Origin of the sequence: Rhizobium freirei PRF 81, assembly GCF_000359745.1 — a bacterium.
GTDB classification, from domain to species: domain Bacteria; phylum Pseudomonadota; class Alphaproteobacteria; order Rhizobiales; family Rhizobiaceae; genus Rhizobium; species Rhizobium freirei.
This window is the reverse complement of the sequence record NZ_AQHN01000062.1, coordinates 63,955-79,936: the sequence shown is the minus strand read 5'-3', so window position 1 is coordinate 79,936 and position 15,982 is coordinate 63,955. Positions and strand designations below refer to the sequence as shown.

General features: G+C 58.5%; 14 protein-coding genes. 7 read left to right on the top strand and 7 right to left on the bottom strand.

The annotated features are described in order from the left end of the window. The first annotated feature begins 49 nt into the window (after nt 1–49). From RHSP_RS16360 to RHSP_RS16345, 4 genes are all read left to right on the top strand, one after another. Nucleotides 50–877 (top strand): transporter substrate-binding domain-containing protein, encoded by an 828-nt coding sequence (locus tag RHSP_RS16360; RefSeq protein WP_037152432.1) that lies wholly within the window; start codon nt 50–52, stop codon nt 875–877. A 97-nt stretch (nt 878–974) separates the two neighbouring features. Then, on the top strand, nt 975–1,616 hold the full coding sequence (locus tag RHSP_RS16355) for an amino acid ABC transporter permease (RefSeq protein ID WP_004119365.1): 642 nt from the start codon (nt 975–977) through the stop codon (nt 1,614–1,616). Next, a complete protein-coding gene (locus tag RHSP_RS16350; RefSeq protein ID WP_004119351.1) occupies nt 1,613–2,281 on the top strand; it encodes an amino acid ABC transporter permease in 669 nt (222 codons plus the stop codon). Before RHSP_RS16355 ends, RHSP_RS16350 begins: the two co-directional genes overlap by 4 nt. Then, complete coding sequence (locus RHSP_RS16345) at nt 2,278–3,069, top strand: amino acid ABC transporter ATP-binding protein (RefSeq protein ID WP_004119348.1); 792 nt, start codon at nt 2,278–2,280, stop codon at nt 3,067–3,069. Before RHSP_RS16350 ends, RHSP_RS16345 begins: the two co-directional genes overlap by 4 nt. A 294-nt stretch (nt 3,070–3,363) precedes the next feature. Here RHSP_RS16345 and RHSP_RS16340 read toward each other — a convergent pair whose 3' ends face one another. Further along, entirely contained in the window at nt 3,364–3,939 is a 576-nt protein-coding gene (locus RHSP_RS16340; protein ID WP_004119340.1) for a TetR/AcrR family transcriptional regulator, read from the bottom strand. 142 nt (nt 3,940–4,081) lie between these two features. On the opposite strand from RHSP_RS16340, the gene RHSP_RS16335 reads away from it, so the two are divergent. Together RHSP_RS16335 and RHSP_RS16330 are read left to right on the top strand one after the other, a co-directional pair. Next, a complete protein-coding gene (locus tag RHSP_RS16335) occupies nt 4,082–4,444 on the top strand; it encodes a DoxX family protein (protein WP_004119338.1) in 363 nt (120 codons plus the stop codon). 191 nt (nt 4,445–4,635) lie between these two features. Next, nucleotides 4,636–5,214 carry a flavodoxin family protein gene (locus tag RHSP_RS16330; protein ID WP_004119334.1) on the top strand — a complete coding sequence of 193 codons (579 nt, stop codon included), beginning with the start codon at nt 4,636–4,638 and terminating at the stop codon, nt 5,212–5,214. A 522-nt stretch (nt 5,215–5,736) separates the two neighbouring features. On the opposite strand, the gene RHSP_RS16325 is transcribed toward RHSP_RS16330, so the two are convergent. From RHSP_RS16325 to RHSP_RS16300, 6 genes are all read right to left on the bottom strand, one after another. Further along, nucleotides 5,737–7,722, bottom strand: a complete 1,986-nt coding sequence (locus RHSP_RS16325; RefSeq protein ID WP_051074090.1) for a putative bifunctional diguanylate cyclase/phosphodiesterase — start codon at nt 7,720–7,722, stop codon at nt 5,737–5,739. Nucleotides 7,723–8,103: 381 nt separating this feature from the next. Continuing rightward, nucleotides 8,104–10,245 (bottom strand): beta-galactosidase, encoded by a 2,142-nt coding sequence (locus RHSP_RS16320; RefSeq protein ID WP_004119327.1) that lies wholly within the window; start codon nt 10,243–10,245, stop codon nt 8,104–8,106. 17 nt (nt 10,246–10,262) lie between these two features. Next, complete coding sequence (locus tag RHSP_RS16315) at nt 10,263–11,414, bottom strand: ABC transporter ATP-binding protein (protein WP_004119324.1); 1,152 nt, start codon at nt 11,412–11,414, stop codon at nt 10,263–10,265. A gap of 38 nt (nt 11,415–11,452) precedes the next feature. Beyond that, complete coding sequence (locus RHSP_RS16310) at nt 11,453–12,304, bottom strand: carbohydrate ABC transporter permease (protein ID WP_004119321.1); 852 nt, start codon at nt 12,302–12,304, stop codon at nt 11,453–11,455. Next, a complete protein-coding gene (locus RHSP_RS16305) occupies nt 12,304–13,179 on the bottom strand; it encodes a carbohydrate ABC transporter permease (RefSeq protein WP_004119319.1) in 876 nt (291 codons plus the stop codon). Before RHSP_RS16305 ends, RHSP_RS16310 begins: the two co-directional genes overlap by 1 nt. A 117-nt stretch (nt 13,180–13,296) precedes the next feature. Next, nucleotides 13,297–14,574 carry an ABC transporter substrate-binding protein gene (locus RHSP_RS16300; RefSeq protein ID WP_004119318.1) on the bottom strand — a complete coding sequence of 426 codons (1,278 nt, stop codon included), beginning with the start codon at nt 14,572–14,574 and terminating at the stop codon, nt 13,297–13,299. A gap of 201 nt (nt 14,575–14,775) precedes the next feature. Between RHSP_RS16300 and RHSP_RS16295 the strand changes: the two genes are divergently transcribed. Beyond that, the gene (locus RHSP_RS16295) at nt 14,776–15,921 is read left to right on the top strand and encodes an ROK family transcriptional regulator (RefSeq protein WP_004119317.1); all 1,146 of its coding nucleotides are present in this window, start codon (nt 14,776–14,778) and stop codon (nt 15,919–15,921) included. Nucleotides 15,922–15,982 lie beyond the last annotated feature (61 nt).

The window sequence follows — 15,982 nt, the reverse complement described above, 5'->3', positions numbered from 1 at the left end:
GGGGAACCTGGACCTTCCAACGGAAGGACACAAAACTGGAGAGAAAAACATGAGGAAGAATTCGCTTCTGAAGGGGCTGGTTGGCGCGGCACTTTTGTTTGGCGCAACAATTTCTGCCCATGCGGCTGATACGCTTGCGGCCGTGAAGGCTGCGGGCACCCTGAAGGTCGGCACCGAGACGGCGTTTGCCCCGTTCGATTTTATCGATGCCGGGAAACATGTCGGCTTGAACGTCGATCTCTTCGATGAGATCGGCAAGGAGCTGGGCGTGAAGATCGAATGGGTCACCTTGCCGTGGGACGGCGTTTTCCCGGCACTTGAAGCCGGGAAATTCGACGTCGTTGCCGGGCCGGCGACGATCACCAAGAAGCGCATGGAGCGCTATCGCTTCACACCGCCCTTGGCCGAAGCAACCATCGCGATCCTGAAGAAGGCTGGTGACAAGACGATCAGCAAGCCGGAGGACATCGCCGGCAAGAAGATCGGCGTTGGCAAGGCGACCGCCCAGCTCGATCAGCTCAAGGAGTTTTCTGAAACCCTGCCCGCCAAGGCCGATATCCGCGAATATCCGGCCTTTACGGAATCCTATGCGGATCTCGCGGCCGGCCGTATCGCCGGCGTCGCCAACTCGCTGCCGAATATTGCTTTTGTCGCCAAGCAGCGTGAAGGCACGTTTGAAGTCGTGCTGCCGCCCTTCGGCAAGAAATCCTACTTCGGCTTTATCGGCCTGAAGGATGCCGATCACGCGCCACTGATGGACGCTATCGACGCCGCGATGCTGAAGATCAAAGCCGACGGCCGCATGGCGACGCTGCAGAAGAAATGGTTTGGCGCGAGCTTCGATACGCCGGACGCCGTCAAGGATCCGGCATTCTGAGCAGTGCTCGGAAATCGCCCATGCCCGCGCTGTTGTCGGGCATGGGCGAAGAACGAGATCGCAGCTTCCTGGTCACCAAGCGGGCGAAAACTCAACAATGTCCATCGAGCTCTTTGGGTTGCTTCTGCAGGCATCCATCTACACAGTGACGATCAGCGTTGTGTCGATCCTCATCGGCTTTGCGATTGCGATCCTTGTTTCGGGAATGTTGCTGTCGGGGCGTAGCATTTTCGTGCGACCTGCCCAGATTTTCATCAGCTTTTTTCGTGGCGTGCCGCTTTTGGTGCAATTGCTGCTGATCTACAACCTGCTTCCAGCCGTCGGCATCAATGTGCCGAGCATCGTGGCGGCGATCATTGGTCTGTCACTCTGTACGGCTGCCTATCAGGCCGAGAACCTGCGTGGCGGCTTTGCCAGCGTGCCGCACGGTCTGGTGGAGTCGGCGGAGATGGTTGGCCTGACGCCGCGTCAGATTTTCCGCCGCATCAAGGTTCCGATCGCCCTACGCCTCACCTTTCCAGCACTGGTCAACGAGGCGATCCTCATTTTGAAGGCATCGTCGCTGGTCTCCGTCGTCGGCATCGTCGAACTGACCCGCATGGCGCAGGATCTTGCCGGCAGCACCTTTCTGCCGCTGCAGATCTTCGCATCCGCCGGCCTCATCTATCTCGTGATCAACTGGTTGGTGGCGCTTGCCGGCGGCCTGATCGAAAACAGATTGCCCGGGGTGCCGCGATGACCTTCGACATCAATGTCCTAATCGGGCAGTGGCCCGCCATCGTCAGCGGCGCCGGGGTGACGATCATGATCTGGATCCTCGGCACCATCGCTGCGGCCGTCATAGGCTTCCTGATGGCGGTTGCCCGGCAATATGGCGGCATGGTGGTCGACAAGATGCTGGGTGCCATCGTGGCCGTACTGCGCGGCACGCCGTTTCTCATCCAGATCTTTCTCGTCTACTATGGTGGCCCTTTCGTCGGCCTCGAGCTCGATCCCCTGCCTGCCGGTCTGATCGGCATTTCGATCTATGGCGCGGCCTATTTCAGCGAAATCTTCCGTTCCGGATTTCAGGCCGTGCCGAAGGGCCATATCGAGGCTGGCGAATGCGTCGGCTTGACGCGGGGGCAGATCATCAGGCGCATTCTCTTGCCTGAGATGACGATGCTGGTGTTGCCACCCTCCGTGAACATGGTGGTCATCCTGATGAAGGAGACCGCGGTTCTCTCCATCATCACCGTTCCGGAGCTGACGGCGACGCTGAGTGCGATCGGATCGCAGCAATATGCCTTCGTCGAAGCGCTTTCGGCGCTAGCGCTCTTCTACTGGGGGCTCGTCGAAGTCACCGGCTGGCTTGGCAACCTTGCCGAAACGAAACTTTCCAGATTCAGGTTTTTCAACGCATGAGCGTCCCCGCAATAGCAGTCAGGAATCTCGTCAAGACGTTCGGAGAGACCACGGTTCTTCATGGCATCGATCTTGCCATCGAGCCGGGGCAGGTCTCGTGTCTCATCGGTCCATCCGGCTCCGGCAAGAGCACGCTTTTGCGATGCATGGCTTTTCTCGAAGAGGCAACGCGCGGGACGATCTCAATTAACGGCGAGGTACTTGGTTTTGCCGAGGACTCTGAAGGACGTCGCGAACGCATTTCGGCGGCTACCAATCGCTCGATCCGCGCCCAGATCGGCATGGTGTTCCAGCAGTTCAATCTCTGGCCGCATATGACTGCGCTCGGCAATGTCAGCGAGGCGTTGAAGATGGTTCATAAGATGAGCCGAAAGCAGGCCGAAGATGCGGCTATGGTGCAACTCGTCAAGGTGGGGCTCGAGGCGAGAGCAGGGCATTATCCTTCGCAGCTTTCCGGCGGACAGCAGCAACGCGTGGCGATCGCCCGCGCCCTGGCGTTGAAGCCGAAGATCATGCTGTTCGACGAGCCGACCTCATCGCTTGATCCGGAACTGACGGGCGAAGTCCTGAACGTCATGCGCGATCTGGCGGCCGAGGGTATGACAATGGTTGTTGTCTCGCATGAGATAGGCTTCGCTGCGACCGTCGGCCAGCAGATTATCTTTCTCGATCACGGCAAAGTGCTGTTCAGCGGACCACCGCAAGAGGTCTTCAAGAAGCCGAGAAATCCACGTCTGGAGCAGTTCCTCGATACCTATCTCGATCGTGGCGCCTCTATGCTGTTTTGACGTCTGGAGTATCCCGCGGCACGCTTGAGATGGAATTTTGCGCTCGATTACGGAGCTACAGCTCTGCGGAAAATAAATTTCGCTGATTGTACTTGCAGAAATTCCATACCTGCGGCCCTCCGTCCAATTCATTCGGGAAGCGGGTCCTGGGAGTTTTTCAACAATATCGGCCTGTTGCAGACAAGTTGGATGCGCAACGCGGCGACACCCGGAAGTCCCTCGACCAACCGTTCTTCATTCCCGGCAAACCCACGCTCCACTTCGCGAGCCGTCCTCCTCCTCTGTCCCGATTTTCTATCGGCTCTGACCTGACACCATCTGCATGATGAGGGTGATGCGGCGAGACCGGAAAGCGGGTCTTATTCTGCCGTGGCGTTCAAGCTCGGCCAAGCCGTGAAGTGCCGCCCAGAAAGTCTCGGTAGCGGTATCTCCATCCTGGAAGAACGGCGCGATCACCGTCGCCATGGCTGCGAAGCCCTCGCGGAGCTGTGCTGGCGTGTCGGACCTGGCGAAGCGGAGAGCGGTGGGAAGGATGAACATCGCCTCGTACATTGCCGGCCGGGCGAAAGCGAAATCGAGATAGGCAGTTGCGACGCCCTCCACTAACTCCCCTGGCGTGGACGATGGCCGGATCGCGGCGCGGAGTATGCCGGCCAATTCGCCGAAGCCTTCTAGCGCGACCGCTCCGACGATTTCATCGCGATTTTGGAAATGCGAATAGAGAACCGGCTGACTGTATTCTATCTCGTCGGCGAGACGCCGGATCGTCACCGAAGCCCAGCCGTCACGTTCTGCAATCGTCCTCGCAGCGACAACGATCCTGCGGCGACGTTCGTCCTTTTCCCGGATCTTGCGTTCGCTGATACCCACGCTGTTCCTTTATCTTCATTCGCACGATTTTTCCGGTGCCGATGCTATCAAGAAGAACGTCAGTTGACAAACTAGCAGTGCTAGAATAAATGATATCGCTATAAAACTTGTCGCGATCTAGCTCCCAGAGAAGAGGATATCCATGAATCTTCCAGTTCAAATTTTTACGGGCGCAACGGTGCTCGATACCGTCCTCGTCTGGCCGTCCGCAGCGGCGTTTCTCATTGGCGCTATCGTCAACGCGAGTGGCCATCAAAAAATCCGGGCGGGCTTCGTGCGGCTCGGATTTCCCTTCTGGTGGTGCTGGGTCACGGCCGCTCTTGAACTCCTAACCGCAGTGCTGTTGGTCACAGCCGGTATCCGATACATCGGGGTTGCGTTGGGCACCTGCATCATGCTCACCGCGATCGCGGCTATTGTCCGTATCCGGAATTATCGGGAGCTCCCATCGCCTGTGGTGTTTCTGCTGCTGCTGGCACTGGCCAGTGTCAGCGGCCACGCCTGAGCACCTCGCCGCAAAAATAGTTCATCACTCTGAGAACCCGCGCGGAACTGGCCGGACAAAGCTCTCCATTGCCAAAGCCTTGGGTGCCACCCGAACCCCAGCCATCAACCCATTCTTAAAGAGGACGCCAAACGGAGCGAACTCGCCCTCGGACAGCGCAAAGCAACGGCCCGAAGGAGGCCAAAATCACCATGTCAAATCGCAAAGCAATTACAGTCGTCGTCTATCATTCCGGCTACGGTCACACCCAGCGAATGGCGGAAGCCGTTGCTGAAGGTGCGGGCGGTCCGCTCTATGCCATTGACGCTAACGGCAATCTTTCAGATGACGGATGGGCCGCGTTGGACGCTGCTGACGCCATCATATTCGGATCGCCAACCTATATGGGCGGTCCGAGCTGGCAGTTTAAGAAGTTCGCGGATACTTCCTCGAAAGCCTGGTTCACCAACAAATGGCAGGACAAGGTTTTCGGAGGATTCACCAACAGCGCCAGTTTTAACGGCGACAAGCTCAACACCCTCGAAGACTTCGTTCTTCTGGCGGGACAGCACGGCGGTTTGTGGGTCAGCCTGGGGATGAAGCCAGCGAATGTGAAGGCGTCGAAGCGGGACGATGCAAACAGGATGGGATCGTACATCGCGCCAATGGCGCAGTCCGATGCCGACGCGGCCCCGAGCGAAATGTCGGTCGGTGACCTTGAAACCGCCCGCGTTTACGGCGAGCGCGTAGCAAGGGTCGCACAGCGGCTCGCATCGGCCCAGGCAGCCTGATGCAATGCTCTAGGCGAGCATAGGAGCGACCTGCAGCGTCTTTCTATCGTCGTCCATGTCCCTAGATCGCGGCTGTCGTGCAGCAAGTCTCGGCGATCGCCTTATCGACCAGGCAACGCAACAGCCATATTATCGTGCACTCATGACGATGACAGACGATCTTCCAGCATCGCTTCCCGAAGCGCAACTGCATCCGGGGCATGCCGGTGGAGACGTTCATCAGTACGGAAGACGGGGTATTTTTCAGTTACTTGATGCAGCCTATCCTGGATTCGATGCGTCATGCGTTCGTCGAAGATTAGTACGGCTGGATATCCTCTTGCTTGCCACCCTGATCCGCCGAGCGGCGCAGCATAAGGGGCTGTGCGGTTCCTGTATGGTCGCTCTTGGGACGGCCGTCCCTGAACGGAATAACCGCCTGGCGCCTGAAAGGTCGGCCCACCGCTCGTTTGAAGTGAGAAATAATAGCGGAGCAGCCGGCATAACTACATGTTGGTGGTTCTGATCTATTCAAGAGCTGCCCTATGTTGCATTTACCGGCGACGCTTGTCGGTTCAGCGAGTTGGTGAGCTTGCTTTGCCACGCCGCGGTTAACTGCCATTCGGCAGCTCCTTCTTCGCTCAGCGGCCGTGAATAGACGTAGCCTTGCACCAGCGTAGCTCCCAACTCCTTAAGGGCCGCAAGCTCTTCGGGTGTTTCAACCCCTTCAACCACGCATTCCAGTTCCATGTCCCGGCTGAGAGTGAGAAGAGATTTCACTATTTTGTAGCTGGCGGGCTTTTTGTGCAAGTCTGTGACGAAGCTGCGGTCGATCTTGATTTTGGTCAGAGGAAGAGCATGGAGCCGCGTCAAGCTGGAATAGCCGGTGCCAAAATCGTCGAGCGAAATGCCGCAACCGAGAAGTCGTAGCATCTCGACGGACCGTTTGATCTGCTCGGAATCATGCGTAAAGGCCGTTTCGGTGATTTCAAGATCAAGACGCCTCGCGTCAAAGCGGCTGCCTTCGATGATGCCGATTAACGACAGCACCCCTTCGCAGGAGTTGAGATCGTGGGCTGACAGGTTGAACGACAGGCGCAAGGGTTCTTCCCACTCCGATGCGAAAGCAAGCGCTTTTTTCAGCAGAGGACGCGTGAGCGAACTGACGATGCCGGCCCGTTCAGCAATGGAGAAGAATTGCGCGGGCGAGACACGCCCGAGAACCGGGCTGTGCCAGCGGGCTAAGGCCTCGAAGCCAACCGTTTGCTCATTGCCTATGTTCACAATCGGCTGAAACATGACCGAAAGTTCGTCTTCCAAATTGGCCTGCTTGAGCAGATGCTCAATGCGCGCCTCGATGTTGATCTGCTTTTCGTGTTCAGCGTCAAATAGAACCGCGCCCCCGCGACGTGTTTTCTTGGCGTGGTAGAGGGCGTAATCCGCCCTGTCGAAAAGCTGCTCCAGGGTGGAGGCGAGGTTCGGAAAGACTGCTATTCCCATCGATGCCGATACCTGCACCGTTCCTTCCGGCAAATGATAGGGCGCCCCCAGCCGTTCGGAAATTGCATTCGCGTTTGCGACGAGCTGAGCATCTTCCGGCGCGAGCGGAGCGACAATTGCAAACTCGTCACCACCCAATCGAAACGCCCGGCTGGCTTTCAAGCTGGTCGTGAGGCGCTCGCTGACGTCGATCAGCAGCCTGTCCCCTACTGAATGTCCATAAAGGTCGTTGACCGGCTTAAAGCCATCGAGATCAATGACGCCCAAGGCCAGCCGCGTATTCTCGGCTTTGGCCCTTTTGAATTCGGTTTCCAGATGCGTAAAAAACGCGCGACGGTTGGGTAGTTCCGTCAGGCTGTCGACATTTGCAAGCAAGAGGTTCTCATTGCTGAGAGCTTCCGTGCGCTGTTGTGAAATAACCATGCGCTCGAAATTGCGGTAGTTTGTCAGGAGAATCGACATCATGCCGGCGCAGACCAGCGCCACATTGACGGCGATAGCAACAAAGGTCGGTTGCCTTGATGCCATGAAAAATACGACGAATGCTCCATTGACGATCACAGTGACTATGAATGCCGCCGAGCGAACATACATCAGGCAGAAGATGCAGGAGATGACCGTAATCGCCATATAAAAGGCAACGTGAGATTGGGCATATGCATCGCCATAAGGCACCAGCAAAAATGACCAGACTGTGAATGCAATGGGAATGCCGATTGCCAAACGATTGGTGCGGACGAGTGCGGCGTGTGCCACCTCCGGCATCGGATCGACATTGCGTGTTCTCCACCAGAATGTGATCCTAAGCATGCAGCCGAGCGTGAAAAAAGCGGGAACACCGACAGTGAGCCAAATCGGTGCCGATTGCATATGGGTAATAGAAAGCGCCCATGTACTCGAAATCAGGATTAAATACATCATCGGCATCTGCCGCGTGAAAGCGCGGTACTGAGCCTTCAGCAGATCCGGATTATCGGACCGAATGGACATGAAATGCTGCAATTTTTGTTTAGCGTCCAGTATTTTCATTGCGCGGCTCATAGAGTAACGGCGCTATTCATAGCATAGACGTTATTACACTATTTGAAATACACACGGTTAACCAACAAACAATTGCTTCAACCATCAGGTGCATGTCTTGCTATTCTCAGTCGGAACAAGGGCAGATGTTCGATTGGGTCAAGCGAGGCAATGGAATTCGTTCGATGAGGAACGCCCGGGCGTGAAGCTCGGTCCGCTCGTTCCGCTCGCCGACGGCAGTGATGCAGGCCGGTAAAAGCTCGGAGCATCGGCCGCAAACGATCCGCTGTGTGCGCTGCCGAAAGGCTGGCTCTGAAGATTGAGCACCTCCAGTCCATGTGCGGCGGCGCCGAAGCTTCATCCCCGGCGCCGGGCATTTCGTGGGCGATGTCAGGCCGATTGTTCGATCACCAGCACGCCATAGCCGCTAAGTTCGGTCGTGCCTGAAACCGCCTTGTCGGTCAGCAGATCGATACCTGCAGGCAGAGAGACAGTCTTCGGCTCATGCTCTGTATTGAGAACGAACAGCAGCTTCCTGCCTTCCCCCTCGCGTAGCGAGACTTCGACACCTGCCGGTAAGTCCTGCACCAGGGGCGCGACCGCCTTGTCGCCAATCAGCATGTTGCGGATGACTTCTGCAAGCGGCTCGGTCAGATAGGTGCCTAGATAATAGACTTGGCCGTTGCCATGCCGGCGCCGCGTCAGCATGGGAGAGCCGTCCAGAAAGCGGTCGGACCACTGGCCAATCGTCTCAGTGTCCGCGGTCGTTTCCAGCTTCTCGTAAAGGTGTCCGGCTTCCAGCTGACGGTTTCCGATCGTATAGGCGTATTTGCGTGAGGCCGACGTTGCTGCCGGACGTGGCGACGGTTGGTGGTTGCCGATGCCACCCTCGCGGAAGCCGGCGAACAGGCCGTCCGCGCCAGAGGCAGAGACGGGGCCGAATTCGTAGACGCGCACGCCGGAAAGTGTCGAAAGTGCGGTGCCCGGCGCCTGAGTGCGGATGATGTGATTGTTGTCGTCGCGGGTTCCTGTCATGGCCGAGAGGATAAGCGTGCCGCCATCGGCGACGAATTTCTCGACCGCTGCCGACCACTCCTCCTTCCACATGACCCAGTGGGGAACATAGAGGGCCTTGACGCGTGAAAGATCGTCTTCCGGATGGATGAAGCCGCAGGCGATGCCGGCCCGGTAGCAGGCGCGGTGCAGATGGGCGGCATCCTGCATCGGGCTCGGCAGGCCGATCGCGTAGGTCTTGTAAGCTTCCTGATTGTCGAAATCCGCTCCGGCGATGGCAATATCCATACGAACCGTCGTGCCGAGCAGCTTGTCCTCGATCTTGCGGATGTCTAAGGCGAATTGCCTGGCTTCATCGTAGCGCCGGCGTGGAACGTCATCGTGGTCGATAATGCCGTTCCAGTAGATCTCAGCGCCGAAATGCGCCGGCCGCCAGCGGAAGAACATCAAGCCGTCAGCGCCGCGCGAGACCGAGGTCATCGCCATGCGGCGCATCTCGCCAGGTTCGGGAACGGATGAGGAAAAGCCCGGCTGGCTGCCGAGGCCCGACGCCTGTTCAGGAACGATGAAATTGCCGGAATAGGCGCGGCACTGATCGAGATGGAAGGCTTGGGTGATCGCATGACCGCCACCGCGGCGCATCTCGTCATAGAGGAAGGGATAGATGTCGAAGCCGATGAAATCGAGGTCCTGGCCGAACTGGCCGCGGAAATCGATATCAGCAAGGTTGCCGAGATTATGGAAGATGAACCATGCCGGATTGGTTGCTCGCAGGATCTCCACTTGGTCGTGCTGGAAGAGAGCTGTCGCGAAGGCGAGGAAGCGATGATAGTCCTGCACGTGACCGGGGCTCGAGAAGGACGGATTCATCGGCTGCGGGAAGACGATCTGCTCGAAGGTCTGGTACGCCGTTGCCCAGAAGTCGCCGCCCCAGGCAAAATTCAGCGCGTCGATCGTGCCGTATTTTGCACGGCAGAACTTCTGGAACTCGATGAGTGCCGAGGGCGAGTAGCTTTCGGAGGTGGTCGTGTTCAGCTCGTTGTCCGTCTGCCAGCCGATCACGTGCGGATTGTCCCGGTAATGCTCGGCCATGGCGCGGGTGATGCGCTGGCTGTGCCGGCGCAATACCGGGCTCGTCGTGTCGCAATGCTGGCGCGATCCATGGCTCGCCTGCCTGCCATTGGCATCGACGCGCAGGACTTCGGGGTATTTTGCCGTCAGCCAGCGCGGCGGCGTTGCCGTCGGCGTGCAAAGGATGGTCTTGATGCCGCGCCCGGCAAGGCCGGCGATCGCCTTGTCGAAGAGCGAGAAATCGAAATGATCCTCATGCGGCTCGATGATGTGCCACGCGAATTCCGCCATGCGAACGGCGTTGAAACCCGCGGCTGCCATGCGTTCGGCATCGCGTTCCCAATAGTTCTCATCGACATGTTCGGGATAATGCGGCACGCCGACCATGAAGCCGTCGAGATTGAGCGTCCGCCAGACCGACAGCGGCTTTCTTTCCAAAACTTTCATGAGGTCACAAGCTTTCTTTACAGGGAGGCAATGATGGGCTTCGGCCGGCTGATGGTTCTGCCATCCGGGCCGAAGAGATAGAGGGAGGATGTGGAGGCGGACAGCTTGATCTGCTCGCCGGCCGAAAACCCGGTTGCATTGCCGAGCTGAACGGTGAAGTTGCGCGTGCCGCTTTCCGAACCGATCGTGGCGAGCGGGCCTGCGTCGACGTAGAGAATGGTCTCGCGACCAAGCTGCTCGACCAGTCGAACCTTGCCATCCAAGGAGATAGCGACGTCCTCGGCAGAGGAGTCTAATTTCAGCGATTCCGGCCGGATTCCGAGGGTGAGGCTCGCTTCGGCCTTTAGATCACCGACATCGGCCACGGGAACGCGGACCGTCGTGCCGCCACCTTCGAGCGCGACTTCAGCGATACCATCGCGAAGGGAAACGAGCTTTGCATTGACGAAATTGATCCGCGGCGCACCGAGAAAGCCGGCGACGAATTGGTTTGCCGGATTGTGATAGAGATGAAGCGGTGCGCCTTCCTGCTCGATGATCCCCTTGTTGAACACGACGATGCGGCTTGCCATGGTCATCGCCTCGACCTGATCGTGCGTCACATAGATCATCGTCGATCCGAGCTGCTGGTGCAGGGTCGAAAGTTCCACGCGCATCTGCGTGCGCAGCGCGGCATCGAGATTGGAGAGCGGCTCGTCAAAGAGAAAGACTTCCGGCGAGCGGGTAATCGCACGGCCGATGGCGACGCGCTGACGCTGGCCGCCCGAAAGCTGCTTCGGGCGCTTGTCGAGTTGGTCGGATATTCTGAGGATGTCTGCCGCGCGCCTGACGGCAGCCTCGATCTCGGCCTGCGGGCGCTTGGCCATCTTCAGGCCGAAGCCCATATTCTCGGCAACGGTCATGTGCGGATAAAGCGCATAGGACTGGAAGACCATGGCGATGCCGCGATCGCCCGGCTCCTCGCGCGTCACGTTGCGGCCGTTGATCCAGATCTCGCCGGAGCTGATGGTCTCAAGCCCGGCAATCGTCTTCAGCGTGGTGGACTTGCCGCAGCCGGACGGGCCGACCATGACGATGAACTCGCCCTTGTCGACGGAGAGGTTCACCGAGCGCAGGGCATGGTAGCCGCCATAATGTTTGTCGATATCAATCAGCTGTACATGGCTCATGAATGGTACTCCAAATCGTCTCAATCGGTGGGAACGCGTCAGCCCTTGACGGCGCCCATGGTCAGGCCCGCGATGAAATGCTTCTGCATCAGGAAGAACATCAGGACCGGAGGGATGGCGACGAACAAGGTTGCTGCCGCCACGATGTTCCAGGCCGACGTCCATTCGCCTCGAAGATTGTTCAGGCCCGCCGTTACCGGTTTCACGACGTCGCTCTGGGTGAGCACGATCGCCCAGAAATAATCGTTCCAGACGAAGGTGAAGATCAGGATCGCGAGTGCTGCGAGCGCCGGCCGCATCAGCGGTATGACGACATGGCGCATCGTCTGAAAGGGCGATGCCCCTTCGGCGCGCGCCGCCTGGAACAATTCGTCGGGCAGAGCCGCGATGAAATTGCGCATGAACAGGGTCGCGAAACCGGTCTGGAAGGCGACATGGAAGATGATCAAGGCGAAATAGGTGTCGTAAAGGCCGACTGACACCATGAGGTCGCGAACCGGGATCATCATGATCTGCGCAGGCAGGAAGTTGCCGCCGACGAAGAGCGAGAAGAGCAGGGCATTGCCGCGGAAATTATAACGCGCGAGCACGTAGCCGGTCAGCGTCGAGAAAACGAGAACCAGCAATACAGAAGGCAAGGTGATGATGAGGCTGTTGATGAAATAGCCCCACATGTTCGTCTGCTGGAAGACGGACTGGAAGTTCTCGACGAGATTGAAGTGCCCGGGCCAGGTCCAGTATTTGCCGGCCATGATTTCATCGGCCGTCTTGGACGCGGTCAGCATGACCGCAAAAAGCGGCAGCAGCCACAATAGGAGGATCAGGCCGACGAAGCCGGCATAGAGGACGCGAAGCGCGGGCTTCTCTTCGGGAATGGGGCGAGGATACATCAGCGTGTCTCCCGTTCCATGCGCACCATGACGCGCAGATACCAGGTGATGAAAACGATCATGATTGCAAAGAGGACGGTGGCGATGGCCGCGCCATAGCCAAAGCGATAAGAGAAGATCGACTGTTCGTACATCTGATAGGCCAGCACCTCCGAGGAGCCGAACGGGCCGCCCGATGTCATCACCGCGATCATGTCGAAGGATCGCAAGGCGCCGACGACGGTTACGGCAAGGGCAATGAAACCCACCTGGCGCAATTGCGGCAGGACGACATGCCAGAGCATGTTCCAGCCGCGCGCGCCATCGACACGTCCGGCGCCGATGATGTCGGAGCTCAGATTGTTGAGGCCGGCGAGAAAGAGCACCATGCAGAATGCGATCTGCGGCCAGAGCGCAGCAGCGACCACGGCGAAGGTGACGAAATGCTCGTCGGCAAGCAGAGCCGGTGCCGTTGCCCCGAAAAGACCGAAGATGAGAGCAAGGAGCCCGTAATTCGGGTCATAGACCCAGCCGAACACGACGCCGACCGTGACTGTGGCGAGCACCAGCGGGATGAAGAAGAGCGACTTCAAGATCCGCATGCCGGCAAGCTGCTGGTTGACGAGCAGCGCCAGTGCCAGTCCGAGCGGCGGTGCCGCCATAAACATGACAAGCCAAATGATGTTGTTCTTCAGCGAGACGTAGAATTGCGGATCGGCGAAAAGCTCAAAGTAGTTCGCCAGCCCGACCCAGCTCTTCTGGCCGACCCCATCCCAATCGAAAAACGATATCCAGACCGATTCCACCGAGGAAGCGATGATGATCGTTCCGAACAGGATACATCCCGGCACAATGAAGAGGACAGGCGTCAGCCAGTTCCTGTGCTTTTTCCACATGGCTCAGACTTCTTGGTTCGATAACTCGATGCGCCTTGAGAGGCGCATTTTGAAGGTGGGCGCGGCGGAGCTGCGGGCCGCAAGACCCGCGACCCGCCGCGGCCTGGTCCGGGAGGACTATTTGAAAATGCGAGCGCGGGTCTTTTCGAGCCGCGCCAGGATCTGGTCGCGCCGCTCGGGCTTGATCGTGAATTCCTGGAAGCCCTTCATGCCGTCCTGCGCCATGTCCGGATCGGTGTCGCGGTCATAATATTGCGACGTTCCCTTCACAGTCTTGAGCGATTCCACCGCGACATTGACCATCGGGTCCTTGCTCGGCGGGCAATCATTGCGTGGCGGAATGGCGCCTTCGGCTTCGAGGAATGCGCCGAGATTGTCCGGCTGGTAGAAATAGGCGAGAAAGTCGCGCGCGCCTTGCCGGTTTTTCGCCTTGGCCGGGATATGCACCGAGTTGACGGAGAAATCCTCATAGCGTTCGATGCCGGGGACGATTTCCGGGAAGGGGGCGTAGGCGAGCTGCTCATGGTCGCTCGCCGGGAAGGCGGACTTGATGAAGCCTCCAAGGTCCATCATCGCCGCCTTCTTCTGCGCCAGAGCGGCGCCGGCCTGCTCCCAGCCGAAGGACGGCCCGCTTGCGGAGAAGAAATTGGCCTTGATGAGCTCTTCCCATTTGTCGAAGACCGGCTTCAGCATCGGGTCGGTATAGGGGATCTTGCCTTCCATCAGGGCAAGGTGCTTATCCAAGCCGTTGATGCGCAGGTTCATGTGGTCGAACCAGCCGCCGGTCGGCCATAGTTCCTTCGTGCCCATGCTGATCGGGGTCATGCCGGCAGACTTCGCCGCCTCCCCGAACTTCAGGAAATCGTCCCAGTTCTTCGGTGCCGTCCAGCCCTTCGCGGCGAAAACATCCTTGCGATAGAAAAGACCCCAGAGAATGCCGCCAAGCGGCAGGCCGTATTGCTTGCCGTTGACGGTGACGGCCGTCATGGTGGCGCCCAGCTTGTCGCTATAGCCTTCCTTCGCGAACAGGTCGGAAATGTCGTCGAACAGTCCGCGATCGACGAAAGCCTTCATTCGGTTGCCGGAGAACCAGAAGCAGATATCGGGGGCGCCGACGACGAGGTAGCTGCGGATGGCTGTCTTATGGGCCTCGTGGTCCATGTTGTTGATGGTGACTTTCGTCCCCGTCTTCTTGGTGAAGTCGGCGGCAATGCGCTCGAGGACGGCCCGCTGGTCGGCGTTGCCGATATCCGAAATGATCGTCACTTCGCCGCCATTGGCGATTGCCGGGCGGTAAAGAGCCGTAGCAGCCAGGGCAGCACCCGTGCCGACTATGAACTGACGCCGCGACGCCCTGATTGCATTGATAAGTGAATGTTCGTTCTTCGATGCCATCTACTTCCTCCCGAGGCACATCAAAACCCTGGCCCGTCCACAGATGCGAACAGCCGCTAATCTTCAGAAATTTCGCAATAAATCGGCATTTCCGCTTATGCGAACACAAGCGGATGTTCCTCCATTGCCATGTTCTATTGCATACCGTATCTTGCGAGAGGCAACAATAGTTAATTTACAAAATAAATTTAAAGGATCACCGTGCGCGGCAACCCCAGTACCTCTAGAGCTCTCAACCGGCGGCTCATTCTTAACCTGCTGCGAAACCGCGGCCCGATGCCGCGCGCCGAAATCGCAACGGTGACTGGCCTGAGCCCGGCGGCCGTGACCTTCGTGGTCACGGAACTGATCGAGGAGGGGCTCGTCGTCGAAGGAAAGGCGCAGCCGGGCGCAACGGGGCGCCGGCCGGTGCCGGTCGACATCAACTATGGCGGCCATCTCGCTGTCGGGTTCAAGCTTCGTCATGACAGCATTGACTGTGTTTTGACCGATCTGGCGACGACGCCGATCGCATCTTTCGATATGCCGGTTCCGGACACGCGGCCGGAAACCATGGTCGAGGCCATTGCAACAGCGATCCCGAAGCTTCTGGCCGATGCGGGTCGCACCGGCTCGCCCGTGATGGGCGTCGGCGTTTCCATCCCCGGCGAGGTGGATGCGGTCAAAGGCATCTGCATCCAGAGCCCGCGTTTTGGCTGGCGTAATCTGGCCTTCCCCGAATTGTTGCGCGAGCAGGTCCATATCCCGGTCTGGATCGACGACGACATCAGCGCCTTCACCGTCGCGCAGCGGCTTTTCGGAGCTGGCCGCAACTACAGCAATTTCGCGACGATCGCAGTCGGAACCGGGGTCGGATCATCGCTGGTCATGGATGGCGAAATCTATCACGGAAGCCATGGCCTTGCGGGGAAGCTTGGTCACATCATCACGGTTCCCGGCGGACGGCTTTGCGAATGCGGACGAAGGGGTTGCCTTCAGGCGCATACGGCAGAGGCCGCGATGATCGATGAGTGGGGCCTGCGCCGAGGCGCAAAGGCAACGCGTGACGAATATGCCGCCGCGGTCGAGACTGGCGATGCGGATGCCCTTGAAATCATGGCGCAAGCCGGAGAATTGATTGGGCGTCACCTGGCGGATCTCGTAAATTTGTTTGATCCCGAGGTCCTGATCGCGGGTGGCGAAGCCATGCAGTTTGGCGACGCGATTCTCGAGCCGATCCGTCGCTCGATGGCGAAATATGTCTTCTTGAACACGCCCGAATTGCTTCCCGATTGGGTGCCGGGTTCCTGGGCGCGGGGTGCAGCCGCTTTGGCGACCCAGCATTTCTTTGATCTTGACGTCGAATAACGGCTCCAGTTTGCCTCCTATCGAGGGCTGCGTTTGAGGCCATCGATAATCTGGTCGCTTC